This window comes from Burkholderia sp. GbtcB21 (assembly GCF_019091065.1).
Lineage (GTDB): Bacteria > Pseudomonadota > Gammaproteobacteria > Burkholderiales > Burkholderiaceae > Burkholderia > Burkholderia pyrrocinia_C.
Map to the genome: position 1 here is coordinate 755,165 of NZ_JAGXKA010000001.1, position 22,440 is coordinate 777,604.

23 protein-coding genes and 1 pseudogene are annotated in these 22,440 nt (G+C 69.7%); 11 read left to right on the forward strand and 13 right to left on the reverse strand.

The genetic code is table 11. The annotated features are described in order from the left end of the window. Positions 1-44 precede the first annotated feature (44 nt). Positions 45-794: a response regulator transcription factor gene (locus KVT39_RS03310; RefSeq protein ID WP_217587785.1), complete on the reverse strand. Its 750-nt coding sequence runs from the start codon at positions 792-794 to the stop codon at positions 45-47. A 166-nt stretch (positions 795-960) separates the two neighbouring features. Then, positions 961-1,842, reverse strand: coding sequence for a neutral zinc metallopeptidase (locus tag KVT39_RS03315; protein WP_217587786.1), 882 nt, complete (start codon positions 1,840-1,842; stop codon positions 961-963). Between the two features lie 383 nt (positions 1,843-2,225). Between KVT39_RS03315 and KVT39_RS03320 the strand changes: the two genes are divergently transcribed. The 5 genes from KVT39_RS03320 (at position 2,226) to KVT39_RS03340 (ending at position 7,208) form a co-directional block, all read left to right on the forward strand. Further along, on the forward strand, positions 2,226-3,017 hold the full coding sequence (locus KVT39_RS03320; RefSeq protein ID WP_217587787.1) for an SDR family NAD(P)-dependent oxidoreductase: 792 nt from the start codon (positions 2,226-2,228) through the stop codon (positions 3,015-3,017). Between the two features lie 185 nt (positions 3,018-3,202). Then, positions 3,203-4,249 carry a LysR family transcriptional regulator gene (locus tag KVT39_RS03325; RefSeq protein WP_175747420.1) on the forward strand — a complete coding sequence of 349 codons (1,047 nt, stop codon included), beginning with the start codon at positions 3,203-3,205 and terminating at the stop codon, positions 4,247-4,249. Between the two features lie 100 nt (positions 4,250-4,349). Beyond that, positions 4,350-5,042 carry a DUF4286 family protein gene (locus KVT39_RS03330; protein ID WP_034180456.1) on the forward strand — a complete coding sequence of 231 codons (693 nt, stop codon included), beginning with the start codon at positions 4,350-4,352 and terminating at the stop codon, positions 5,040-5,042. Positions 5,043-5,149: 107 nt separating this feature from the next. Next, positions 5,150-6,457 (forward strand): MFS transporter, encoded by a 1,308-nt coding sequence (locus tag KVT39_RS03335; RefSeq protein WP_105392637.1) that lies wholly within the window; start codon positions 5,150-5,152, stop codon positions 6,455-6,457. A 49-nt stretch (positions 6,458-6,506) separates the two neighbouring features. Continuing rightward, positions 6,507-7,208: a DUF2848 domain-containing protein gene (locus tag KVT39_RS03340; RefSeq protein WP_217587788.1), complete on the forward strand. Its 702-nt coding sequence runs from the start codon at positions 6,507-6,509 to the stop codon at positions 7,206-7,208. A 180-nt stretch (positions 7,209-7,388) separates the two neighbouring features. On the opposite strand, the gene KVT39_RS03345 is transcribed toward KVT39_RS03340, so the two are convergent. Beyond that, positions 7,389-8,369, reverse strand: a complete 981-nt coding sequence (locus tag KVT39_RS03345) for an NAD-dependent epimerase/dehydratase family protein (protein ID WP_217587789.1) — start codon at positions 8,367-8,369, stop codon at positions 7,389-7,391. A gap of 98 nt (positions 8,370-8,467) precedes the next feature. Here KVT39_RS03345 and KVT39_RS03350 point away from each other — a divergent pair, with 98 nt between their 5' ends. Beyond that, entirely contained in the window at positions 8,468-9,370 is a 903-nt protein-coding gene (locus KVT39_RS03350; protein ID WP_217587791.1) for a LysR family transcriptional regulator, read from the forward strand. A 24-nt stretch (positions 9,371-9,394) separates the two neighbouring features. Here KVT39_RS03350 and KVT39_RS03355 read toward each other — a convergent pair whose 3' ends face one another. Further along, the gene (locus KVT39_RS03355; RefSeq protein ID WP_152865561.1) at positions 9,395-9,715 is read right to left on the reverse strand and encodes a hypothetical protein; all 321 of its coding nucleotides are present in this window, start codon (positions 9,713-9,715) and stop codon (positions 9,395-9,397) included. A gap of 65 nt (positions 9,716-9,780) precedes the next feature. Continuing rightward, the gene (locus KVT39_RS03360; protein WP_217587947.1) at positions 9,781-10,653 is read right to left on the reverse strand and encodes a LysR family transcriptional regulator; all 873 of its coding nucleotides are present in this window, start codon (positions 10,651-10,653) and stop codon (positions 9,781-9,783) included. Positions 10,654-10,800: 147 nt separating this feature from the next. Between KVT39_RS03360 and KVT39_RS03365 the strand changes: the two genes are divergently transcribed. Further along, positions 10,801-12,261, forward strand: a complete 1,461-nt coding sequence (locus KVT39_RS03365) for an MFS transporter (protein WP_217587793.1) — start codon at positions 10,801-10,803, stop codon at positions 12,259-12,261. A gap of 75 nt (positions 12,262-12,336) precedes the next feature. Here the strand turns inward: KVT39_RS03365 and KVT39_RS37855 are convergent, their stop codons facing one another. Then, positions 12,337-12,543: an oxidoreductase-like domain-containing protein gene (locus KVT39_RS37855; protein ID WP_034180463.1), complete on the reverse strand. Its 207-nt coding sequence runs from the start codon at positions 12,541-12,543 to the stop codon at positions 12,337-12,339. A gap of 76 nt (positions 12,544-12,619) precedes the next feature. Here KVT39_RS37855 and KVT39_RS37860 point away from each other — a divergent pair. Next, positions 12,620-12,855: pseudogene (locus KVT39_RS37860) on the forward strand (RidA family protein); the annotation flags it as partial. Positions 12,856-12,927: 72 nt separating this feature from the next. Here KVT39_RS37860 and creD read toward each other — a convergent pair. The 5 genes from creD to KVT39_RS38395 all read right to left on the reverse strand — a co-directional run bounded on the left by creD (position 12,928) and on the right by KVT39_RS38395 (position 17,639). After that, a complete protein-coding gene (gene creD, locus KVT39_RS03375; protein WP_217587794.1) occupies positions 12,928-14,319 on the reverse strand; it encodes a cell envelope integrity protein CreD in 1,392 nt (463 codons plus the stop codon). Positions 14,320-14,422: 103 nt separating this feature from the next. After that, the gene (gene creC, locus KVT39_RS03380; protein WP_034180465.1) at positions 14,423-15,874 is read right to left on the reverse strand and encodes a two-component system sensor histidine kinase CreC; all 1,452 of its coding nucleotides are present in this window, start codon (positions 15,872-15,874) and stop codon (positions 14,423-14,425) included. A gap of 14 nt (positions 15,875-15,888) precedes the next feature. Then, positions 15,889-16,599: a two-component system response regulator CreB gene (gene creB / locus KVT39_RS03385; RefSeq protein WP_217587796.1), complete on the reverse strand. Its 711-nt coding sequence runs from the start codon at positions 16,597-16,599 to the stop codon at positions 15,889-15,891. A gap of 94 nt (positions 16,600-16,693) precedes the next feature. Continuing rightward, positions 16,694-17,407, reverse strand: coding sequence for an SDR family NAD(P)-dependent oxidoreductase (locus tag KVT39_RS03390; RefSeq protein WP_217587800.1), 714 nt, complete (start codon positions 17,405-17,407; stop codon positions 16,694-16,696). 106 nt (positions 17,408-17,513) lie between these two features. After that, positions 17,514-17,639: a hypothetical protein gene (locus KVT39_RS38395; protein ID WP_306795562.1), complete on the reverse strand. Its 126-nt coding sequence runs from the start codon at positions 17,637-17,639 to the stop codon at positions 17,514-17,516. A 160-nt stretch (positions 17,640-17,799) separates the two neighbouring features. On the opposite strand from KVT39_RS38395, the gene KVT39_RS03395 reads away from it, so the two are divergent. Then, positions 17,800-18,507 (forward strand): dihydrodipicolinate reductase C-terminal domain-containing protein, encoded by a 708-nt coding sequence (locus tag KVT39_RS03395; RefSeq protein WP_034180468.1) that lies wholly within the window; start codon positions 17,800-17,802, stop codon positions 18,505-18,507. A gap of 98 nt (positions 18,508-18,605) precedes the next feature. On the opposite strand, the gene KVT39_RS03400 is transcribed toward KVT39_RS03395, so the two are convergent. Both KVT39_RS03400 and KVT39_RS03405 read right to left on the reverse strand, forming a co-directional pair. Beyond that, positions 18,606-19,415, reverse strand: a complete 810-nt coding sequence (locus KVT39_RS03400; RefSeq protein ID WP_217587802.1) for an SDR family oxidoreductase — start codon at positions 19,413-19,415, stop codon at positions 18,606-18,608. Next, complete coding sequence (locus KVT39_RS03405; protein WP_217587948.1) at positions 19,412-20,245, reverse strand: MoaF C-terminal domain-containing protein; 834 nt, start codon at positions 20,243-20,245, stop codon at positions 19,412-19,414. Before KVT39_RS03405 ends, KVT39_RS03400 begins: the two co-directional genes overlap by 4 nt. 170 nt (positions 20,246-20,415) lie before the next feature. Between KVT39_RS03405 and KVT39_RS03410 the strand changes: the two genes are divergently transcribed. Together KVT39_RS03410 and KVT39_RS03415 are read left to right on the forward strand one after the other, a co-directional pair. Next, positions 20,416-21,210, forward strand: a complete 795-nt coding sequence (locus tag KVT39_RS03410; RefSeq protein ID WP_131946927.1) for an AraC family transcriptional regulator — start codon at positions 20,416-20,418, stop codon at positions 21,208-21,210. A 231-nt stretch (positions 21,211-21,441) separates the two neighbouring features. Continuing rightward, complete coding sequence (locus KVT39_RS03415) at positions 21,442-22,416, forward strand: DMT family transporter (protein WP_217587804.1); 975 nt, start codon at positions 21,442-21,444, stop codon at positions 22,414-22,416. Positions 22,417-22,440 lie beyond the last annotated feature (24 nt).

The following is a 22,440-nucleotide window of genomic DNA, read 5'->3' on the forward strand; positions in this document are numbered from 1 at the left end:
GTGCAGTCGCAAACAACGGACCGCGTAATCGGGAACGGAAGGCGTTACAGGAACAACGCCCCGACCAGCTCCGTACGATTCGACACGCCGAGCTTGCGATACATACGCATCAGGTGCGTCTTGACGGTCGGTTGGCCGAGCGCGAGATCGCGCGCGATCTCCTTGTTCGAACGGCCGTCGCGCACGAGGCGCGCGATCTGTTCCTCGCGATAGGTCAGCCTTTCCTCGCAACCGATCCGGTGAATCCCGCGCCGCGCGCGCAGTTGCGGGCTCAGTGCGGCTTCGGCGACAGGCTGCAGTCGCGCGAGCGCATCGATCTCGCCCGGTGCGAACCGGCCCGCCGTCCTATTTCCAGCCGCACCGCCGACCGCTTCACCCATCCCGAAGCGCAGCAACGAGAACGCGCCGACCGTGCGGCCCGCGTCGCGCAGCCAGATCTCGACGACGTCGGTCACGTCGTGCCGGCGCAGGAAACGGGTCCAGTACGCGGACGCCTCGCGTCTTTCGTCAGGCAATTGGGAAGCGAGCGTGACGACCGCCCGCTCGCCCGCCGCGCAACGCGACGGATGCAACGGATCGAGCATCCGGTAGCGCGCGACATAGGTTCGATGCATCGACTCCGGCATCCCGAACAGCTCGAAATCGGCCGGTTCGCCGCTCTGGTCGAGCCGGTAGAACACGATCGCGGACGGGCTCGCGAACGCGTCGAACGCGTCCACGCACGCGCGCAGCGCACGTTGCCAGTCGGCAGCGCCCTGATCGGCGGGAATGGATGGGATGGATGGGGGCGGCATGGAGGAATCGGCTGGCGGGCGAACGCATCTAGGTTCGGGCCAGCCTACCGGCGCCGAAAGGCGCCGGTGAGCACAAATCGGCAAATCGTCCCGGTCTGGCGGATTCGGCCGGTGTGGCCGGTGTGGCCGGGACGATGCGGGCGCGCGACGGTGCGCGCGCCCTCTGTCAGCGCGCGTTCGCGGCGAACGTGTCGCAGGCGCTCACCTCGCCCGCTTCCATCCCGCGCCGCAGCCAGTACACGCGCTGGTCGCTGCTGCCGTGCGTGAAGCTTTCCGGCACGACATAACCCTGCCCTTGCTGCTGCAGCCGATCGTCGCCGATCGCGGCGGCCGCCTTCAGCCCCTGCTCGAAATCGCCGGGCTCCATCAGCCGCTGGTTCGCACGCTGCGCGTTGTTCGCCCACACGCCGGCGAAGCAATCGGCCTGCAGTTCCATCCGCACCGACAGCGCGTTCGCGCGCGCCTGGCTCGAACGCCTGCGCGCGGCGTCGACCTTGTCGGAAATGCCGAGCAGGTTCTGCACGTGATGGCCGACTTCGTGCGCGATCACGTAAGCCTGCGCAAAATCGCCGCCTGCGCCGAAACGCTTGCGCAGTTCGTCGTAGAAACCGAGATCGATATACACCTTGCGGTCGGCCGGACAGTAGAACGGCCCCATCGCCGTCTGGCCCGTGCCGCATGCGGTCGGCGTCGAGTTCGTGAACATCACGAGTTTCGGCGGCTCGTACTGCCCATGCAGCTGCGTGTTGAACACGCCCGACCACGTGCGCTCGATATTGCCGAGCACCTTGCGCGTAAACACCGAGCCCGGATCGTTCGCCGGCGCGCCCTGGCGCTGTGCCGGCGCGGGCTGCGCCTGCTGCTGGCGGCCCTGCAGCGCCGATGCGCCTTCGAGCACCACGCGCGGGTCGATCCCGAAGAAATACGACGCGGCCAGCGCAACCACGATCGTGCCGATGCCGATCGTCGCGCCGCGCCCGCCGCCGAAACCGCCGGCGCCGCGGCGGTCCTCGACGTTCATGCTTTCTCTTTCGTCGTCCAGCCTCATTGCCGGCTCTCCCTGTTCTTGTCGATGGTCCGGCCGCGCCAGCGCGCAACCGGGCGATACGCCGTGGCAACACGATCCATCGGCAGACACGATGCCCGCGCCGATCTCGCCGGCCTGCCGCTCCGCCCGAACGACGGAATCGGCCGGCCAACGCGCCGCGCGTCGATACGCATGCTCGCCCGCGCTATTTTGCCGGGCTTTCGTGACTTATCCCAAAAATGTGCAGGATAGAGCGATTCGGCGCCGGACATCGTCAGCTTTTGCAAAATGGGCCATGACCGTTCCGGCGACCGGGCGCCGTCCGCGTTCATCCTTTCGGCTGATACCGGCGCTCGCCCGCTCCGCCTAAAGTGACCGGAAACGACACCCTTCCGGAGAACGACATGACGCATCCACAGCCCCGCACGATCGCGATCACCGGTGCGGGCACCGGCATCGGCGCCGCGTGCGCGCGCCGTTTCGCCGGCCGCGGCGACCGCGTCGTGCTGATCGGGCGGCGTCAGGCGCCGCTCGACGCGCTGGCCGCCGAAACCGGCGGCCTCGCGCTCGCCGGCGACGCCGCGAGCAGCGCCGACTGGGCCGGCTTCCTGCCGCGAATCGCCGAACGCTTCGGCCGCGTCGACGCGCTCGTCGCGTGCGCGGGCGGCCACGGCGTCGGCCGCGCGGATGAAACCGGCGACGCGCAGTGGCGCGACGCGATGCACGCGAACCTCGACACCGCATTCGTCAGCGCACGCGCGTGCGTGCCCGACCTGATCGCGCAGCGCGGCAGCATCGTACTGGTCGCATCGATCGCGGCACTCGCGGCCGGGCCCGACGTATGCGGCTATACGGTCGGCAAGCACGCGCTGCTCGGGCTCGCACGGTCGCTCGCCCGCGACTACGGTCCGCACGGCGTGCGCGCGAACGCCGTGTGTCCGGGCTGGGTCCGCACGCCGATGGCCGACGCGGAAATGGAGCCGCTGATGGCCGCGCACGGCGACTCGCTCGACGGTGCTTACGCACGCGTCAGCGCCGACGTGCCGCTACGGCGCGCGGCCGATCCGGACGAAATCGCGGCCGTCTGCGCGTTCCTCGCGTCGCCCGACGCATCGTTCGTGACCGGCGCGACGCTCGTCGCGGACGGCGGTGCGATGGCCGTCGACGTGCCGACGCTCGCGTTCGGCAAGCTTTGAGGCTCGAGGGCACGCCGCGCGCGTGATGCGTCGCTGCGGGCGGCGTTCCGTGCAACGTCCTCCGGCACTCCGACGCCCGCTGCGGCACGCTCATCGCACCGTCCGCTCGTTTCCCGCTCCAAAAATCCGCTACCATCGACCGATCCTGCCGCCCCGCCCGGCGCCTCCTCACCGTTCCGACCTCGATGAATATCCGGTTTCTTGAAACCTTCGTCTGGCTCGCAAAGCTGGAAAACTTCCGGCTGACCGCCGAAAAACTGCACACGACGCAAGCCGCCGTGTCGAGCCGCATCGCGTCGCTCGAAGAGGCGTTCGACGTGCGCCTGTTCGACCGCAACACGCGCTCGGCCACGCTCACGCCCGCGGGCCGGCGCATGCTGGCCTATGCCGAGCGGATCGTGCGGCTCGACGGCGAAATGCGGCGCGACATCGACGCAGCGAGCGATGCCGGCCTGATCCGGATCGGCGTGATCGAATCGATCGTGCACAGCTGGTTTCCGGCGCTGATGGCGCAACTGCGCGAGCGCTATCCGCGGCTCGACGTCGAGATCACGAGCGACACCACGCTGCACCTGACTCGCCTGCTCAGCACCGACGGCGTCGACCTGATCCTGCAGACCGACCCGGTGCCGGGCCCCGATTTCACGAACCTGCCGCTGTGCGAATTCCCGGTGCGCTGGGCGGCAAGCCCGCGCCTCGGGCTCGGCGGCCAGCCGCTCGACGTCGCGCGCCTCGCGGAATTTCCGATCATCAGCTTCTCGCGCCACTCGGGGCCGCACGCGACGATCGAGCGGCTGTTCGCGGCCGTCGAGCGGCCGGCCAGCATCAACTGCATCACGTCGGTCGCCGCGATGATCCGCCTCGTCGCCGACGGCCTCGGCGTGGCCGCGCTGCCGCCCGCGATCATCGGTCGCGAGCTGCACGAAGGCACGCTCGAACTGCTCGACGTCGAACCCGAATTCCCCGCGCTGCCGCTCGTCGCAACATACCGCAGCCAGGGCCTGCCGGTCGCCGCACGCATCGCGGAACTGGCGAGCGAGATCGCGCGCGCGATGCCGGCCGCCGCGAGCATCGCGAAACCGGCTGCAGCGGCCAGCCCAGAACCCGTCGACGCATCGCCCGCCCGTACGACGGCCAAAACAAAGAAAAATGCCAAGGCAACTGCGAAGCGCACGGCGAAATCCGCGCCGCCCGCCGCCGCCCCGGCCAAACGCCGCCCGCGCCGCTCATAAGAAAACCTGTTCACCGCGAATTTGTTTTCTTGTTGGACGGGCGCGGCCCGTCTTCGGGACACTGCGGTTCCTGACATCCCCCGTCACGAGGAACCCCGCGATGACCTGCCTTCCCCTTCCGCACGGCCAGCTTTGCGTCTGGACGGATATCGACCCCGCGCACGAAGCCGACTTCAACGCGTGGTACGACCGCGAACACATGCAGGAACGTGTCGCGATTCCCGGCTTCACGCATGCGCGGCGCTTTCGCGCGACCGACGGCGGCCCGCGCCAGTACCTCGCGCTGTACGTGACGGACACGCTCGACGTGTTCCGCAGCGACGCCTACCGGCGCGCGTTCACGCAGCAGACCGCGTGGTCGCTCGCGAACTTCGAACGCATGACGGGCACGCAGCGGCGCGTCGGCGAACTGACGATCGAGGCCGGCGACGGCGAAGGCGCGCAACTCGCGCTGTTCGTGCTGCCGCCGGAACGCATCGACGTGCCGCAACTGCGCGAGCGCTTCGACGCCGCCATGCAGGAACCGGGCATTCACGCGGCGCGACTCTTCTGCACCGCGCCCGACCTGTCCGCGCCGATCGGCGCCGATGCGGCCGCCCGCCCGGCCGCCGACGCGCTCGTGCTGATCGAAGGCAGCGACGCGGCCGCGACGCGCCGCGTGGCCGCCGCACTCGCCGGGCACGACGACGTACGCACCTTCGACCTGCTGTGGCGCGCCGCCGCGCCGCTGCAGGTTGCGCGCCGCGACGCCGAAGCAGAAGCAGAGCCGGCCGCCGCCGCGCTGCCTGCCTGAACGCCGACGCCGGCCGCACCGCACCAGCCCCCGCACCAGCACCCGCACGCGGCCGACGCGTCGGCCCCGCGCTTGATCCCGTTCTCCGTCACGACAGGCCCGAACCCATGAGCACTCTCGCCCAGCCCGCCGCCCACGCGCCCCGGCGCGTCCGCACCAGCCGACTCGCGACCGCGAGCATGATCGGCACGTCGCTCGAGTGGTACGACTTCACGATCTACAACACGCTCGCCGCGCTCGTCTTCAACCACCTGTTCTTCCCGTCGGTCGATCCGCTGGCCGGCACGATCCTCGCGTTCTCGACCTATGCGGTCGGCTATGTGTCGCGCCCGCTCGGCGGCTTCGTGTTCGGCAATCTCGGCGACCGCATCGGCCGCCGCGCGGTGCTGATGCTCACGCTGGTGCTGATGGGCGTGACGACCGCGCTGATGGGCGCGCTGCCGACCTATGCGCAGGCCGGCATCCTGAGCCCGATCCTGCTCGTCGCGCTGCGCTTCGTGCAGGGCGTCGCGCTCGGCGGCGAATGGGCCGGCGCGGTGCTGCTGTCGGTCGAGCACGGCGACCAGAACCGGCGCGGGCTGTCCGCGTCGTGGACGCAGATGGGCCCGTCGTTCGGCACGCTGCTCGGCACCGGCTGCATCGCGCTCGTGACGCTGTCGACCACGTCCGCGAACTTCCTGTCGTGGGGCTGGCGCGTGCCGTTCGCGGCCAGCGCGCTGCTCGTCGTGTTCGGCTTCTGGCTGCGGCGCGGCGTCGACGAAACGCCGCAGTTCGAGCAGCTCGCCGAATCGCACGCGACCGCCGAGGTGCCCGTCGCCGACGTGCTGAAGTACCACTGGCGGCGCCTGCTGATCGCGGGCGGCGCACGGATCGGCTCGGACGTGCTGTATGCGCTGATCGTCGTGTTCACGCTGACCTACGTGACGACCGTGCTGCACCTGTCGCGCCCCGTCGCGCTGACGGCCGTGATGGTCGGCACGGCCTGCAACGCGCTCGCGGTGCCGTTCTTCGGCGCGCTGTCGGACCGCTTCGGCCGCCGGCCCGTCTATCTCGCCGGCGCGATCGCCGGTGTCGTGTGGGCGTTCGTGTTCTTCGTGATGCTCGATTCGGCGCGCCCCGGTGCGATCGTCGCGGCCGTCGCGATCGGCCTCGTGATCCATGCGGTGATGTATGGCCCGCAGGGCGCATTCGTGACCGAACAGTTCCCGACGCGCGTGCGCTATGCGGGTTCGTCGCTCGCGTACACGCTCGCCGGCATCGTCGGTGGCGGCTTCGCGCCGCTCGTGATCGCCACGCTGTTCCGGCAGACGGGTACGACGACGGCCGTGTCGCTGTACGTGACCGCCGCGCTCGTCGTCACCTCGATCGCACTCCTCGCCGCACGCGAGACCGCGCACCGGCCGCTCGCGGAATGAGCATCGCCGCAAGCCGATTCATTCCTTCGCACTTCAAACGGATATCTGCATGCAAGCCCTGTCGTTCAACGTGATTTCCCTGCAGCGCGCGCCGGCCGCCGTCGACGTCGAGATCGAGCGCGTCGTGATTGCCGGCTGGGCCGGCCGCGATCCGGCCGCTATCCGCGCGCACATCGACGAACTCGCGGCGCTCGGCGTCGCGCCGCCTTCGACCACGCCGTGCTTCTATCGCGTGTCGTCCGCGCTGCTTACGCAGGCGCCTTCGATCGGCGTACTCGGCGCACGCTCGGGCGGCGAGATCGAATGCGTGCTGGTCGACAGCCCGGCCGGCACGCTGGTCACGGTCGGCTCCGATCATACGGATCGAGAAGTCGAGGCGTACGGCGTCGCGGTGTCGAAGCAGGTGTGTGCGAAGCCGCTCGGGTGCGACGCGTGGCTTTACGCGGATATCGCCGATCACTGGGATGCAATCGAGATGCGTTCGTGGTTGATCGCGCGTGACGGCGAACGCATTGAATATCAGCACGGCGCGGTCAGCGGCCTGCTCGCGCCGGACGCGCTGTGGCAGCGCTTCGACGATCGCCGCACGATGCCCGCGCGCTGCGCGATGTATGGCGGCACCGTCGCCGTGCATGGCTCGATCGCCGCGATGGGCGACGGCGACGCGTTCGAGATGGAGCTGCACGATCCGGTGCTCGGGCGCAGCCTTCGGCACCGGTATGCGGTCGAGGTGTTGCCGATCGTGGCGTGACGGGGGACGGCGGGCCTGACGGATGCCGAAGTGAAAGGCTCTGCACACATGCTTTCGTGCCGACACGTTTCGTTGGCCTCCGCCTCTCGCGTCGCCGTTCAACGCACGTTTCGCTCGCCTCCACCTTTCGCGTCGCCGCTCACCGCACGTTCCGTTCACCTCCGCCTCTCGCGCCGCCGTTCACCGCAAGCAACCCAACCCCGCCAGCGTCGCCTCCACCGCCGTATCGAGCGGCGTCAACGGCTCGCGGCCGAGCACCGCCGTCACCCGCGCGTTGTCCATCCTGAGCGGCTCGCGCCACAGATAGCGCATCTCCAGCATCTCGCGCAGCGTCGTGACGAACGGCGCCGCGGCCCACACGAGCCACCACGGAAAGCGCCGCACCGCAGGCCGCATTCCGTGCCGCTGCGCCACGCGACTGATGGCCTCGGCCATCTGCGTGCCGTCCGCGTCCCAATGCCCGCCGAAATGGAAGCGGGCAAACGGCTCCAGCGTGTCGCGCCGCTCGATCAGTTCGACCATCGTGCGCGCGACGTCCGGCAGATACGCCCACTGATGGCCGACGCCCGGCCGCCCCGGCACGCGAATCGTCGAGACGGGCCGCCCCGGCTTGATCAGCCCCTGCGCAAACCAGTTGTTGCCGGCACGCACCCCGAAGAAATCGCCCGCGCGCACGATGATCGTGCGGACGCCCTGCGCGGTCGCTTCCTGCAGCCGCCGCTCCAGTTCGACGCGGATCACGCCCTTGCGGGTCGCCGGATGCTGCGGCGCGTCTTCGCGCAGCACCGGAAACGCGTCGGCGCCGTAGTTGTAGACCGTGCCGGGCAGCACGACGGTCGCCTGCGCCACCGTCGCCGCCGCGATGGTGTTGTCGATCATCGGCAGCACCTGCGTCGGCCAGTTCCGGTAGCCGGGCGGGTTCACCGCGTGCACGATCACGCTGCTGCCGCGCGCGGCCCGCACGACCGCCTCGCGATCCAGCGCGTCGCCGCGCATCCAGGTGATGCCGTCGCGCTCCACGACTTCGGCGTCGAGCCCGCGCTTGAGCGCACGCACCTGCCAGCCGGCATCGCGCAACTGCCGCGCGACTTCCCCACCGATCCCGCCGCTCGCGCCGAGCACGAGTACCTGTCGTTGCGCCGCGCCTGCGTTCGTCGTCATTGCCGTTCTCCTTGAATGAACCGTCGTGAGATGCATTCTGGCGCGCCGACAGCTAACAAGGAATTGCCTAACATCGGAAATCAGCTATACATTTATGCATGACCACTGATCTGAACTGGGAACGCTACCGGACCTTTCTCGCGGTGCTGACGGAAGGCTCGCTGTCCGGCGCGGCGCGCGCGCTCGGCATCACGCAGCCGACGGCCGGCCGCCACGTCGCGGCGCTCGAGGCCGCGTTCGGCCAGACGCTGTTCACGCGCTCGCCGTCCGGCCTGCTGCCGACCGAGGCGGCGCTCGCACTGCGCGGCCATGCAGAGGCGCTGCGCAGCGCGGCGGCCGCGTTCGAGCGCGCGGCCGCGAGCCACGGCGCCGGCGTGCGCGGCACCGTGCGGATCTCGGCCAGCGACGTGATCGCCGTCGAGGTGCTGCCGCCCATGCTCGCGCAATTGCGGCGCGATCATCCGGGGCTCGTCATCGAACTGGTGCCGACCGACCGCATCCAGGACGTGCTGAACCGCGAAGCCGACATCGCGGTGCGGATGGCGCCGCCCGCGCAGGACGCGCTCGTCGCGCGGCGCGTCGGCGCGATCGAGGTCGGGCTGTATGCGCGCGACGACTACGTGGCGCGCAACGGCGCGCCCGCGACGATCGACGAACTCGCGCATCACGCGCTGATCGGCTTCGATACCATCACGCCGTTCATCCGTTCGGCGGGGCGCGGGATGCCGCTGTGGAAGCGTGACGCGTTCGCGCTGCGCACCGACAGCAACCTTGCGCAGCTCGCGATGATCCGCGCCGGCTACGGCGTCGGTTTCTGCCAGACGGGGCTCGCGAAGCGCGACGCGAGGCTCGTGCGCGTGCTGCCGGACGGGCCCACGATGAAGCTGGAAACCTGGGTCGTGATGCACGAAGACCTGCGGACGAGCCCGCGCTGCCGGGCCGTGTTCGATGCGCTGGCGGACGGGCTGCGCGCCTACGCCGACGGAGAAGCCGCCGAGTAGAAGGCGCGAATCGCCCGGACGGTACTACTCGTAGATTTTCCCGGCGAACAGGATGTCCGCGATGCGCCGCCACGGATTGTCGGGCACGTCGTAGAAGCGCAGCCCGTCCTCCGACGCTTCGGCCCAGTCGACCATCGCCTCCAGGTACTCGCCGATCGAGCGGTTTTCCCAGCCGAGCGCGGCGCGCGCGTATGGCGACGGCGGCACGTCGGCTTCGAGCTGCCGCTCCGTGTTCCAGTCATGGCCGAGCACGCGCAGGAAATGGATCAGCGAGCGCTCGTCGACCACCCGCTCCAACGCGTCCTGCAGCCTGTCGGCCATCTGCTGCTTCAGTTCGTCGTTCATGCTCATGCGTAGGCCCTCTCCCGCGTCTCTCGAATACGCGCCGCTGCCTGTCGCGCGGCGCGTTTCTACATCAGCAATTGCCGCGACAGCACCTCGCGCGCCTGCGTGACGGTTTCGCGTTCGCCCGGCATCGGCGGCGTCAGCGAAAACACCGCGTCGGGCAGCGGCGGCAGACGGTATTTCGCGCCGAGCCGCATCATGCCGTCACCGATCGCCGACGCGCACAGGCAGCCGACACCGAGCCCCGCCGCGAGCATCGACTGCAGCCCCGCGACACCCGACGCGCTGTGCACGAGCACGTACGGCATGTGCTGCTCGTCGAGCGAGCGCACCGCGATCTGATGCATCATGCAGTCGTCCGGCAGCAGCACGAGCGGCAGCGGCTCGGGCAATTGCTCCGCGAGCGCCGGCGACGCGACCCATGACAGCGGCTCGCGCCGCAGCACCCAGCGCGTGTCGGCCGACGCCGGCCGGAACGGCCCGCTCGACAGGTTCATCACGACGCCGAGATCGATCTGCCCTCTCGCGTGCGCCGCCTCGATGTCCGCGCTCTTCATCGCGCTCACGTGCAGGCTCAGCTGCGGGTAGCACTCCCGCAGCCGCGCCAGCAGGCCCGCGACTTCATTCGTCCGGTAATAGTCGGTGATCGCGACGCGCAGCTCGCCCTTGATCGCCTGCCCGCGCAGCTCGTCGAACGCGGCCTCGTTCAGCGCGACGATGCGCCGGGCGTGCTGCAGCAGCCGCGTGCCGGCCGGCGTCGGCTCGACGCCGCGCTTGCTGCGCACGAACAGCGGCACGCCGGCGCGCAATTCGAGCTTGCGCACCTGCTCGCTGACCGTCGACTGCGACAAATGCAGCAGCGGCGCGGCGGCCGTCAGGCTGCCGGCGTCCGCGACCGCCGCGAAAGTGCGCAACTGGTCCAGATCGAAACCGCGCATCGCCATCCCCCATCCATCGATTAACCCGATGGATGCTACCACTCTTTCCCGCTTTTCCGATTCGTCGACCGCATCCAGAATACGGGGTCAATGGCCGGCCCGCGCCGTTCGCGCATACGGCCCTCATACTTTTCGGACCCTTCGTTCATGACGAACCCCACCCTTGCCCCCTGCGCGCCGGCCGGCGCGGCTGCCGCGGCGACGCCGCGCAGCCATCACGGCTGGGCGCTCGTGGTCCTGCTGGTCGGCGCCATTCTGCCGCCGCTCGACTACTTCATCGTGAATCTCGCGCTGCCGGCCATCCGCGACGGCATCGGCGCGCGCCCGGCCGAGCTCCAGCTCGTCGTGTCGGCCTATGCGTGCGCGAGCGCGGTCGTGCAGATCACGGGCGGCCGCCTCGGCGACCTGTACGGCCGCAAGCGCATGTTCATGCTGGGCATGGCCGGCTTCGTGCTCGCGTCGACGCTGTGCGGGCTCGCCGGCAGCGGTACGGTGCTCGTCGGCGGCCGCGTGCTGCAGGGCCTGTTCGCGGCGATCCTCGCACCGCAGGTGCTCGCGACGATCCGCAGCGTGTTCAGCCCGCAGGAACAGGTGCGCGTGATGGGCTTCTACGGTTTCGCGTTCGGCCTCGCGGCCGTGATCGGCCAGCTCGGCGGCGGCGCGCTGATCAGCCTGCATCCGTTCGGGCTCGGCTGGCGCGCGATCTTCCTCGTCAATCTGCCGATCGGCATCCTTGCGCTGATCGGCAGCTGGCGCTTCATCCCGGAAAACCGGCCGCCGCGCGGCCAGCGCATCGACGTACCGGGCACGGTGCTGATGTCGCTGTTCCTGCTGATGCTCGTGTATCCGCTCACGCAGGGCCGCGAGGCCGGTTGGCCGCTGTGGATGATCGCGTGCGTCGTCGGCGCGCTGCCGATGCTCGGTGCGCTGCTGGCGGTCGAAGCGGGCCGGCTCGCGCGCGGCCGCGATCCGCTGCTCGACGTGCGCCTGTTCCGCAACCCGGTCGTCGCGCTCGGTCTGATGCTCGCGTTCCTGTTCTACACGCTGAGCGCATTCTTCCTGAGCTACGGGATCTATCTGCAGGGCTGCCTGAACTGGTCGCCGCTCGCGTCCGGGTTCGCGATCCTGCCGCTCGGGCTCGGCTTCCTCGCGAGCCCGCTGCTGATGCCGCGCCTCGTCGGCCGGTTCGGCGGTTATCGCGTGCTGACGCTCGGCTTCGTCATGCTCGCCGCAGGCGTCGCGACCGCCGCCGCGCTCGCCCGCGAAGGTGCGCCGGGGCCCGGCTTCTACGCGGGCATCGCGGCGATCGGCATCGGGCAAGGCCTCGTGCTGCCGTCGGTCGTGCGGATCGTGCTCGCGGAAGTCGATGCGGCCCGCGCGGGCGTCGCGTCAGGAATGGTCAGCGCGATGCTGCAGATCGGCGCGGCCGTCGGCGCCGCGACGATCGGCGGCGTGTTCTTCGCGCGGCTCGGCGTGCATCCGGCCGCGGTGGATTACGTGCAGGGGTTCCGGACGTCGATGTTCACGCTGACGGTCGTATTGCTTGCGTGCATCGCACTGTCGACGGCGCTCGGGCCGCTGCATCGGCGGCTGCATGCAGGTGCGTGACGCGGGGCGTGGATCGCACCGCCGGCGGGATCTGCGACGGAAAGGTGAATGCGCAGCCGCTCGCCGGCATTCGACTCATCGGTGTTTTTTGCGTTGCGCCTGCCGCGCTTCCCACTCGGCCAGCTCGACGCGATAGCGCGCCAGCGCTTCGTCGTACAGGTCGAAGACGCACGGCGAGCAGCCGCTGTTGCAGCAGTCTTCCAGTTCAGGCTGTTCGGGCGGAATCGGGCGGGGATCGTCGGCGGACGGATCGGATGGATCGGTGGGGGCAGGCGTGGGCACGGCGAAGATCGAATGACGAAGTACGTCCAGTATAAGGGGATGCCGCCCGGCCTGCCGGCAGCGTCACATCCGTCCGCAGATGCGCGATGTGATCTCGCTCGTCCATCACGCGACCGACATCGATGCGTTCATGCAGGCCGGCGATATCCGCAACACCTGCTTCGCCGAGCCTTGTCCGGTCCGGTCCGGTCCGGTCCGGTGACGACGGTGGTCCAGGTCGAGCGTCTCTGCCATCCGGATCTGCTGATCGAGATCAGGGCCGCGACCGGAATTCCGCTGGCGCGGTTTCGCCGCCCTTCACCTCACGCGTGAATCGCGGCCGTCCCACGCTGCGTTGCGCGCCGGCCAGGGCGTACCCGGCCGGCGCGCACGTGAAACCCGCGCTTACTTCGCCGGCGCGCCCGGCTTCACGGCATCCGCGCCCGACTTGTCGCCCAGCGGCTGCCACGCGGCGCCGAGCGCATACCAGTCGATGCGGCGCGTGAGCGTCATGATGCCGGCGAGGATCGCGAACAGCAGCAGCGAACCGAGCATCAGCGCATTGTCCTCCGACAGCAGCAGCCCGTAGAGCGCCGCGTACAGCATCGCGAGCAGCGCCGCGAACGTCGCGCCGCGCTTCACGCTGTGCAGCACGAACGACAGGTAGAAGCCGAGCAGCCCGATGCATGCGCCGCTCGCCGCGAGATACGCATGACCGAACGCGATGTGCTCGGACAGGCTCAGCAGCAGCAGGAAGAACAGCGCGAGCGACAGGCCGACCAGCAGGTACTGGATCGGGTGAATGCGCAGCCGCTTCGCGAGTTCGTACATGAAGAAGCTCGCGAACGTGAGCATCACGAACAGCGCACCGTACTTCGTCGCGCGTTCGGCCTGCAGATAGACGTTCACAGGTTCGATCACCGATACCGACGCCATCTCGATCGCACCCTCCCCGTTGCCGGTCGCGACCTGCTCGCGCGCCTTCGTGTTGAACGACGTCACGTGCCAGTTGCTGGTGAAACCCTGCGCATCGATCGTGCGCTCGCCCGGCAGGAACGCGCCGCCGAAGCTCGGATGCGGCCACGTCGATTTCAGCGAGAAATCGTTCTGGTCGGCCACCGGCGCGAACGCGACGGATTCCGCGCCCGCCAGCGGCAGGCCGATGCTGAACGGCACGACAGCCCCTGCGTTTGCGTCCGCCAGCGCCGCGAGATCGATATTCGCGTGCACGCCCTGGCGCAGGCTGTCCAGCCGCGTGCCCTGCTCCACGTCGAACCGCTTGCCGCCAAGGCGCAGGTCGGGCTGCGCCTTCAGCCCGCGAATATCGCCGATGCCGATTGCGACATACGCGCTGTCGACCGCGAAACTCACGTGGCCGTCGGCCTGCGGCAGCTTCTTCAGGTCCGGCAGCGCCAGCGTGCCCGTCAGCCGGCTATCCAGCCCGTACACGAGCGCCTTGTGGATGCCGCGGTAACGCACCTCGACCTTGAGCGTGCCGTCGACGTTCAACGTCTTCGGAAACACGAGCAGGCGCTTCGTCTCGCTTCTCAGGCTCGTTTTCGCCGCGCCGCCGGCCGGCGTGTCGTCGCGAACGCGCGTGACTTCCGTGTAATGCACGACGAGCACCGGGCCCGTTACCGTCTGCGGCCCGGCGTAGCTCGCCCAGATGCTCTGCAATGCGCTCTCGCGATACTCCGCACGTTCCCGCACGATGCTTTGAACCATGTGCAGCGGGATCAGGATCGACAGCGCGAGAAACGCGGTGATCACGGACTTGAACAACAGGACTCGATTCATTGCTGACGGATACCGGAGTGGAAGATGCGGTCAGCATGAGCGGGCCCGGTGAACGGCGATTGAAGCCGGTGTGAAGCGAATGTGTGGCGAGCGTGAAGCGCGCTCAGCCCGGCGACGGCAGCGTGAGCGTCGCGCACGCGCCGCCTTCGTCGCGGTTCGCGAGCGCGACCTGGCCGCGATGCAGCATCGCGACTTCGCGGACGAAACACAGCCCGAGGCCCGTGCTGCGATCCTGCCCGTCGGGGCGCGGCAGCGAATAGAAGCGTTCGAACACGCGCGACAACGCGTAGTCGGGAACGCCGGGGCCGTCATCGGTAACGCGCACGACCGCGACATGCGCCCTGCCCGCCGGCTGCCGTTCGAGCGCGATCCGGATCGTGCTGCGTTGCGGCGCGAAATCCAGCGCGTTGTCGAGCAGGTTGCCGAGCGCCTGGCGCAGCAGGAACGGATCGCCTTCGACGACTGCCGGATCGGAAGCGTCGTTCGCGTCGATCCGCAGGCTCACGCCGCGCTGCCGCGCGCGCGGCTCGATATCCTCGACGAGCTGTTCGAGCACCGGCAGCAGCGCGACCGGCTCGTGTACCGACAGGCGCTGCTTCTGCTCGACTTCGGCCAGCGCGAGCAGCTTGCGGATCATCTGTTCGAGTCGGCCGGCCTGGCGGCGGATGTTTTCGGTGAAGCGCCGCCGGTTCGCGACCGGCATCTCTTCCTGCAGCAGCTCCGCCGCGCCGCTGATCGCGGCCAGCGGGCTTTTCATCTCGTGCGTGAGCGTGTGGATGTAGGTTTCGACGTACTGCCGGTCCTCCAGACGCTGGTGCATGCTCTCCACCGCGCGCCCGAGCTCGGCCAGCTCGTTCGCGCCCTGCAGCGGCATCGCCGCGCGCTCGCCGGCCGCGATTGCGCGCGCATAGCGTTGCAGCCGCCGCAGCCCGAGCACCAGCCACCATGTGCAGGCGGTGCCGATCAGGATCGCGCCGCCCATCAGCAACGCGCCATACAGCATGATCTTGCGCTGGCTGCGCACGATGAACGGCTCGACCGTCTGGTTCGGTTTCGCGATCGTCAGCACGCCGATGATCTCGTTCCCGCGCCGGATCGGCGCCGCGACGTGCATCACGGTGCTGCTGTCGTCGTTCGGATCGGCACGCGTGCTGCGTGCGCCGTATTCGCCGCGCAGCGTCCGGTACACGTCGTTCCAGCGCGAATAGTCCTGCCCCACTGCGCTGCCGGTCGAGTCGTAGCGCACGATGCCGTGCGCATCGGTGATGTAGATGCGATAGCTGATCGTGTTCTTGTGCATGCCCCACACGTTCGCGCTGACCGGGTTCTCGTGAAGTTTTTCGAGCTGCCGCGCGAAGGCGCCGTCGGCGATATGCCCGTTCGCCATGTCGGCGGCGGCCAGCGTCGCCAGCACCTGCGCGACGTCGACGAGCGTGTCCTCCATCGCCTCGCGCACCCCCGGCTTCACCTCCTGCACGAACACGCGCAGCGTGATCAGCGCGGCAAGACCGACGATCAGGAAAAAACCGAAGAAGATGCGCAGGCCGATATGCATGGCGGTGCCGGTCGTTACGGTTGCAGCGAATAACCCATCCCGCGATGCGTGCGGATCGGGTCGCGCTCGGGATCGATCGCGCGCAGTTTCGCGCGCAGCGTCTTGATGTGCGTGTCGACCGTGCGGTCGGCCGAATCGAGCGCCTCGTGCCACACGAGGTCCATCAACTGCTCGCGCGAATAGATGCGCCCCGGATGCCGGACGAGCAGCGCCAGCAGGCCGAATTCGTAGCGCGTGAGGTCCAGCGCGTGGCCGAGCCACGACACGCGCGCGCCGTCGGTGTCGAGCACGAAGCCCGGCGCGGTTGTCGCGGCCTGCGCCTCTGCCGGCGCGGGCGCCGTTTGCGGCGCGGCCGCCCGGTGGAAGCGCCGCAGGATCACGCGCACCCGCGCGGCCAGCTCGCGCGGCGAAAACGGCTTGACCACATAATCGTCGGCGCCGATTTCGAGCCCGACGATCCGGTCGATCTCGTCGTGCCGCGCGGTCAGGAAGATCACCGGCACGTCGGTGAACGTGCGCAGCCGCCGGCAGACTTCAAAGCCGCTGAGGTCCGGCAGGCCGACGTCGAGCACGACCAGGTCGAAGCGCGACTCGCGCAGATGATCGAGCGCCGCCTGCCCGAGCGTGCAGTGGACGGTCTGCATGCCGTCGGTGCCGAGGGCATAGACGATCGTGTCCGCGATCGCCGTTTCATCTTCGACGATCAGGATCTTGGGCTGATTCATGGTCTCAGTCTGGGCTCGCGCGTTTCCGGTGCGACATTGTACGCACGGCCGGCCGCGGCGCGAGCCGCAATGCGGCGAGCCCCGCCCGCGCGCGCTACGCCACGCGGCCGTTCACCGGAATCGACGCGCCGGTGATCGCCTGTGCGTCGGCCGACAGCAGGAACCCGATCGTCGCCGCGACCTGTTCCGGCCGGACCCAGCGCGTGAAATCCGCGTCGGGCATGTCCGCGCGGTTCGGCGGCGTATCGATGATGCTCGGCAGGATCGCGTTCACCGTCACGCCGCGGTCGAGCAGTTCGGCCGCCAGCGCCTCGGTGAGACGCGCGACGCCGGCCTTCGCGGCCGCATAAGCGCCCATGCCCGCGCCGGCCTTGAACGCCGCGCCCGCGCCGATGTTGACGATACGGCCGGCCGGGCTCGCGACCAGGTACGGCAGCGCGGCCTTCGACGCGTTCAGCGCGGTCTTCACGTTCAGCTCGTACATGCGGTCCCACGTGGCGGCGTCGCCGTCGGCGATCGTCTGCCATACGAACGCACCGGCGATGTTCAGCAGCGCGTCGACCCGGCCGAATTCGCGGTTTACCGATTCGAGCGCCCGTGCGGCGGCCTGCGGGTCGACGAGGTCGATGCCGCCGATGCGCAGCGCGTCGGCCGGCACGCCGGGCAGCGTCTGCGCAGCCGGCGCGGCGCCGCGGCCGATCAGTGCGACGCGTGCGCCGCGCTGGCCCAGCCATGCGGCCGTCGCGACGCCCAGATGACCGAATCCGCCGGTGATCGCGACTGCCTTGCCTTTCAGGTCGTGTTCCATCGATGTGCTCTCCTGGATCGAAAATGGGTGGTTGATGCGTGGTGCATGAGTCATGCCGGCCGCGGCACGGACGTGCGCTGCCGGCGTTTCGACAGCGTAGCGCCGTTCACGCCTGCGTGCGCGCGGCGACGAAGCTGCGGCGCGGTTCCTCCGTCGTTTCGCGCTGGTTGCAAGGGCGCCAGTCCGGCGGCGGTATCGCGCAGCGGAACGCGGTCCACACGTCGCGGGCCATCGCGACTCCGCACGCGAGGCCCGGCGGGCACGCATGCGGACAGCCGGGCATAATGCACGAGGCCCGTTCGGCGTGGCGCGAGCCGCGACAGAACCGTGCCGGGCTACCCGACGCCTACGCCGATCCCGTATCAAATACTGAACCTCAACCCGTCAATCCCATGCAAGTACTCGTCGTTGGAACCGGCAAGCTGGCCAATGAGCTGCTCGGCTCGCACAAGCTCGACCCGGCAACCTGTCGCGTGATGCGCTGGTCGGACAGTGCGCGAACCGATGAGCGACGTAGCGACGCCCGACGTAGCGACGCCCGATCGATCGTCGTGCATGCCGGTTCCGGCCGCGAACTCCCCGCCGTGATCGCGTTCTGCGAGGCCACCGCGTCGCCGCTCGTCGAACTGTCTACCGGCTCCGACGTCGAAACCGGAACGCACGGCTTTCCGGTCGTGCTGTGTCCGAACACGAATATCCTGATGCTCAAGTTCATGAGCATGCTGGAAACCAGCGGCCACCTGTTTCGCGACTGCGAGATCAGCCTGACGGAGTCGCATCAGGCAGGCAAGACGTCCGTCCCCGGCACGGCCGTCGGCATCGGCCAGTCGCTCGGCGTGCGGCCGGAAGACATCCGCTCGGTGCGCGACCCGGACGTGCAGCGCAGCGAATTCGCGATCCCCGACGATCAGCTCGGCCGCCATGCGGTTCACCGGATACGCATCGACGACGGCGCGTGCAGCCTGCAGTTCGAATCGCGCGTGTACGGTGCGACGCCCTATGCGGATGGTGTGTCGCGCATCGTCGAAGCCGTCCGCCAGCACGATCTCGAGAACCGCCGCTATTCGATCGTCGAGTTCATCCGCAACGGCTGGCTGTAGTCGCGGCGACGTGCGGCGGGCCTGCGACGGCGCCGCCACAGGAACCTGCCGGCCGCGGTCCCGCCGCGGCCACATCGGGTGCCGGTTCGACACCGCCGTCACACGTCTCCCAGCACCGCGCCGCTCTCCGGCAAGGTCGCGCCGCCGTCGACGACGATCGTCTGCCCCGTGATGTACGCAGCATCGACCGAGGCGAGAAACAGCATCGCGTTCGCGATGTCCTCCGGCTCGCCCATCCGCGCGAGCGGAATGTCGCGCGCGATCTGCGCCGCGACCGACGCGTCGCCGAGATTGCCGGCCGCCGGCGTGCGGATCATCCCCGGCTCGACACCGTTGACCGTCACGTTGCGGCGCGCGAGCTCCAGCGCCGCCGCGCGAATGAAGCCGTTCACGCCGGCCTTCGACGCCGCGTAGTGCGCGAGCCCCGGATAGGCGACGCGCGGCCCCGTCACCGACGACGTGACGAGCAGCCGCCCGGCCCCCGCGCGCTCGAATGCCGGCAACGCAGCCTGCGCGAGCCAGAACAGCGCCGACAGGTTGACCGACAGCGTTCGCTCGAGCGTCGGCTCGTCGATCTGCGCGAACGGCGTCAGCGGAAAATACGCGGCATTGTGGACGACGACATCGAGCCGGCCGCCGTCGCGCTCGACCGCTGCGACCAGCGCGCGCAATTCGTCGCGGCTGGCGGCGTCCACCCGATACGCGCGTGCAGCGCCGCCCGCGCCGGCGAGTGCATCGGCCTGCGCGGCGGCGGCCTCGCCGTTCAGGTCGGCGAGCGCGACGAACGCGCCGGATTCCGCGAAACGGCGCGCGATCGCCGCGCCGATCCCTTGCGCGGCGCCCGTGACGAGCACGACGCGCCCGCTGAAATCCGCACGCAGTCGGCCACTGCCCGGCACGGCATTCATCGCTGCGCCCCGCCGCCGAGCGGATGCACGGTTTCGTTCAGCACCTGCGCATGGGCGCCGATCTGGAAGTTCGACAGCGTGCCGAAATCGCCACCCTGGTAGCCGAAGATCTTGCCGTCGGTCTTGCACTGCGCGAGGTCGATCAGCACGACGCCGAGCGTCGGCACCACCTTTTCGCGCCACACGAACAGATACAGCTCGTCGGCGATCCTGAAGTAATGGCAGCGGTCGACGTCGGCCAGCCCGCCTTCGACGCCCTGCAGGCACTGCCACGCGTAGAAGTTCTCGTTCAGGTAGATGTGCTCGTAGCATTCGGTCGGGCTGTAGCGGTACATCGTCCGCTTGCCGATCAGTTCGCGCGTCGGTCCGTGCAGCGGCCCCGGCTGTGCGTGACCGCCGAGCGTGCCGTGCCGGAACGCCGCGTCGACGGCCGTCAGCGGCAGCCCGCGCGCGACGCGCGTGAACGCGTCGATGCGCGTGTCGGCTTCGGTCGGCAGCACGCCGACGACCGACGTCCATACGCCGCTGTCGAGATCGATCACGAGACTGACCGACGTCGCGCGGGCGGCCGTGTCGATGTAGTCGACGAAGTACAGCGCGTCGCGCAGCCGCGTCACGCGGCACGGCTCGCGGCCGCCCGTGTCGGTCGCCGCGTCGTGCCACTGCAGCGCGCCTTGCTCGAACGTATAGACGCGCCACGCGCCCGATGCATCGCCGAGCGCCAGCGTGCGCCCCGCGAGCGCGTCGACGGGCGCGAGGATGTTCGCTTCCGGCGCGAAGCCGTCCGCGAGCGCGCCAACCTGAATGAATACCGGATCCTGTCGTTCCACCTGCCGCCTCCCGCGCAGCTTCAGGCCCGGCGGGCCGTATACGCTGCTCATGTGTACATGGTGCGGGCTGCGCGCGCCGCGCGGTATCGGCCAAAAGGATGAAGGGCGCGCGGCGGCGGAACGCGCTAAAGTGCACGTGATCCGCGCCGCAGCCGGCGCGAGGAGCGCACATGCACCGTGTCACCCACTACCGACGGACCGGCGAAGGCATCGAGGCAATCAGCCTCGAATCCGACCGCGCGTTTCCGCGCCACGCGCACGACGAATTCGGGGTCGGCGTGATCGTCAGCGGTGCGCACCGGTCGTGGAGCGGCCGCGGGCAGGTCGACGCGCTGGCCGGCGACGCGATCATGGTCAACCCGGGCGAAATGCACGACGGCTCGCCGATCGATGCCGGCACGGGCCGACGCTGGCGGATGCTGTACCTCGCGCCCGCGCTGGTCGCGGGCGTCGCGGCGGAAGAAGGCCTCGGCGGCGTCGAGCTTGCGCATCCGGCGGTGCGCGACGCGCGGCTCACGGCCGCCGTCGGCCGATTGCATGCGCGCATCGTCGCCGGGGAAACTCAACCGCTCGCCCGCGACGAGGCGCTCGTGATGCTCGTCGCAGGGTTGCTCGCCCGGCACGCGAACCGCACGCTGCCGGCGGCCGGCGTCGCGCCGGCGATTCGTGTCGCCCGAGAACGGCTGGACGCGGCGCCGGCCGCGCCCGTTTCGCTCGCCGAACTGGCCGACCTGAGCGGCGTGAGCCGCTTCCAGTTGCTGCGCGGGTTTGCACGCGAGCTCGGTATCACGCCGCACGCGTACCTGATCCAGTCGCGCGCGCGGCTGGCGCGCACGCTGCTCGCCAGCGGCCTGCCGATCGCGGATGCCGCGGCCGAAGCCGGTTTCGCCGATCAGAGCCACCTGACGCGCGCATTCGCGCGCCAGTTCGGGATCACGCCGGGGCGGTTTACGCAGGCCGGTTGACGCCGGTCGTGGCCGCGCGCAAGGCGATCGAAGGCGGGTCCCGCGTCGACGATGGTGGCTGACGCTGCGGCTACCGCTTCGGCTTCGGCTTCGGCTTCGGCTTCGGCTTCGGCAGACGCTAACACTGACGCACGCTCGCAAGGCGGCCCCACGCACCGCCCTCGGCATCCCCTCCCGCCCGCTGCAATTTCATTCAAGACGCGCACCGTCGCCGTACGCGACGATGCGCGCATGAAAACACGACTGATTGGCTATCTCTATCTCGCCGCCGCGATGGCGGGCGTCGGCAGCACCGTCATCGCGAGCCGTCTCGCGGCCGGCGGCCTGCCGCCGTTCGCGGCCACGGCGCTGCGCTTCCTGATCGCGACGCCGCTGCTGTTCGCGCTGATGCGCGCGCAGCGAATGCGCTGGCCGCGCATTTCCCCGCGCGACGCCGTGCTGCTCGTCATCCAGGCCGCGGCCGGCGGCGTCGGTTATACGGTGCTGCTGATCAGCGGCACGAAGCTGTCGTCACCGCTCGATGCGGGCGTGATGCTCGGCACGCTGCCGGCGATGTCGACGCTGATCGCGGCCGTCGTGCTGCGCGAGCGGCAGACGCCGCGCGACTGGCTGGCCGCCGCGCTCGCCACGGCCGGCGTGCTGTTCGTCACGTTCGCGCCCGGCCAGACGATGCCGTCGTTCCAGACGCTTGCCGGCGATGCGCTGGTGCTGGCCGCCGTCGCGTGCGAAGCCGTCTTCATCCTGCTGAACCGACGGCTTGCCGCACCGTTGCCGCCGCTCGCGCTGTCCACCGCGATGTCGGGCCTCGGCTTCGTGCTCGCCGTCGTGCCGGCCGCGTTCGAATGGCGCGCGGCGGCAACCGGCTGGACCGTCGGCGCCGTGTCGGCGATCGCCTACTACGCACTGGTGCCGACCGTGCTCGGCTACCTGTGCTGGTATGCGGGCTCCGCGCGCACGAGCGGCACCGAGGCCGCGCTGTTCACGGCGGTCGCGCCGGTCTCGGCCGTTCTGTTCGCGGTCGCGCTGTTCGACGAAACGCTGACCGGCACGCGTGTCGCCGGCATCGCGCTCGTCGTCGCGGGCATGCTCGTCGGCGCGACGCGGCGGCGCGAACCGCCCACGCACACCACCACGCGCGATGCGAAGCCGGTGAACTCGATACAGCCTGCCAGCCCCGCGCCGTCGACGCAAACCGCCACCGACTGACACGAACCCGCGCTCATGCAAAAA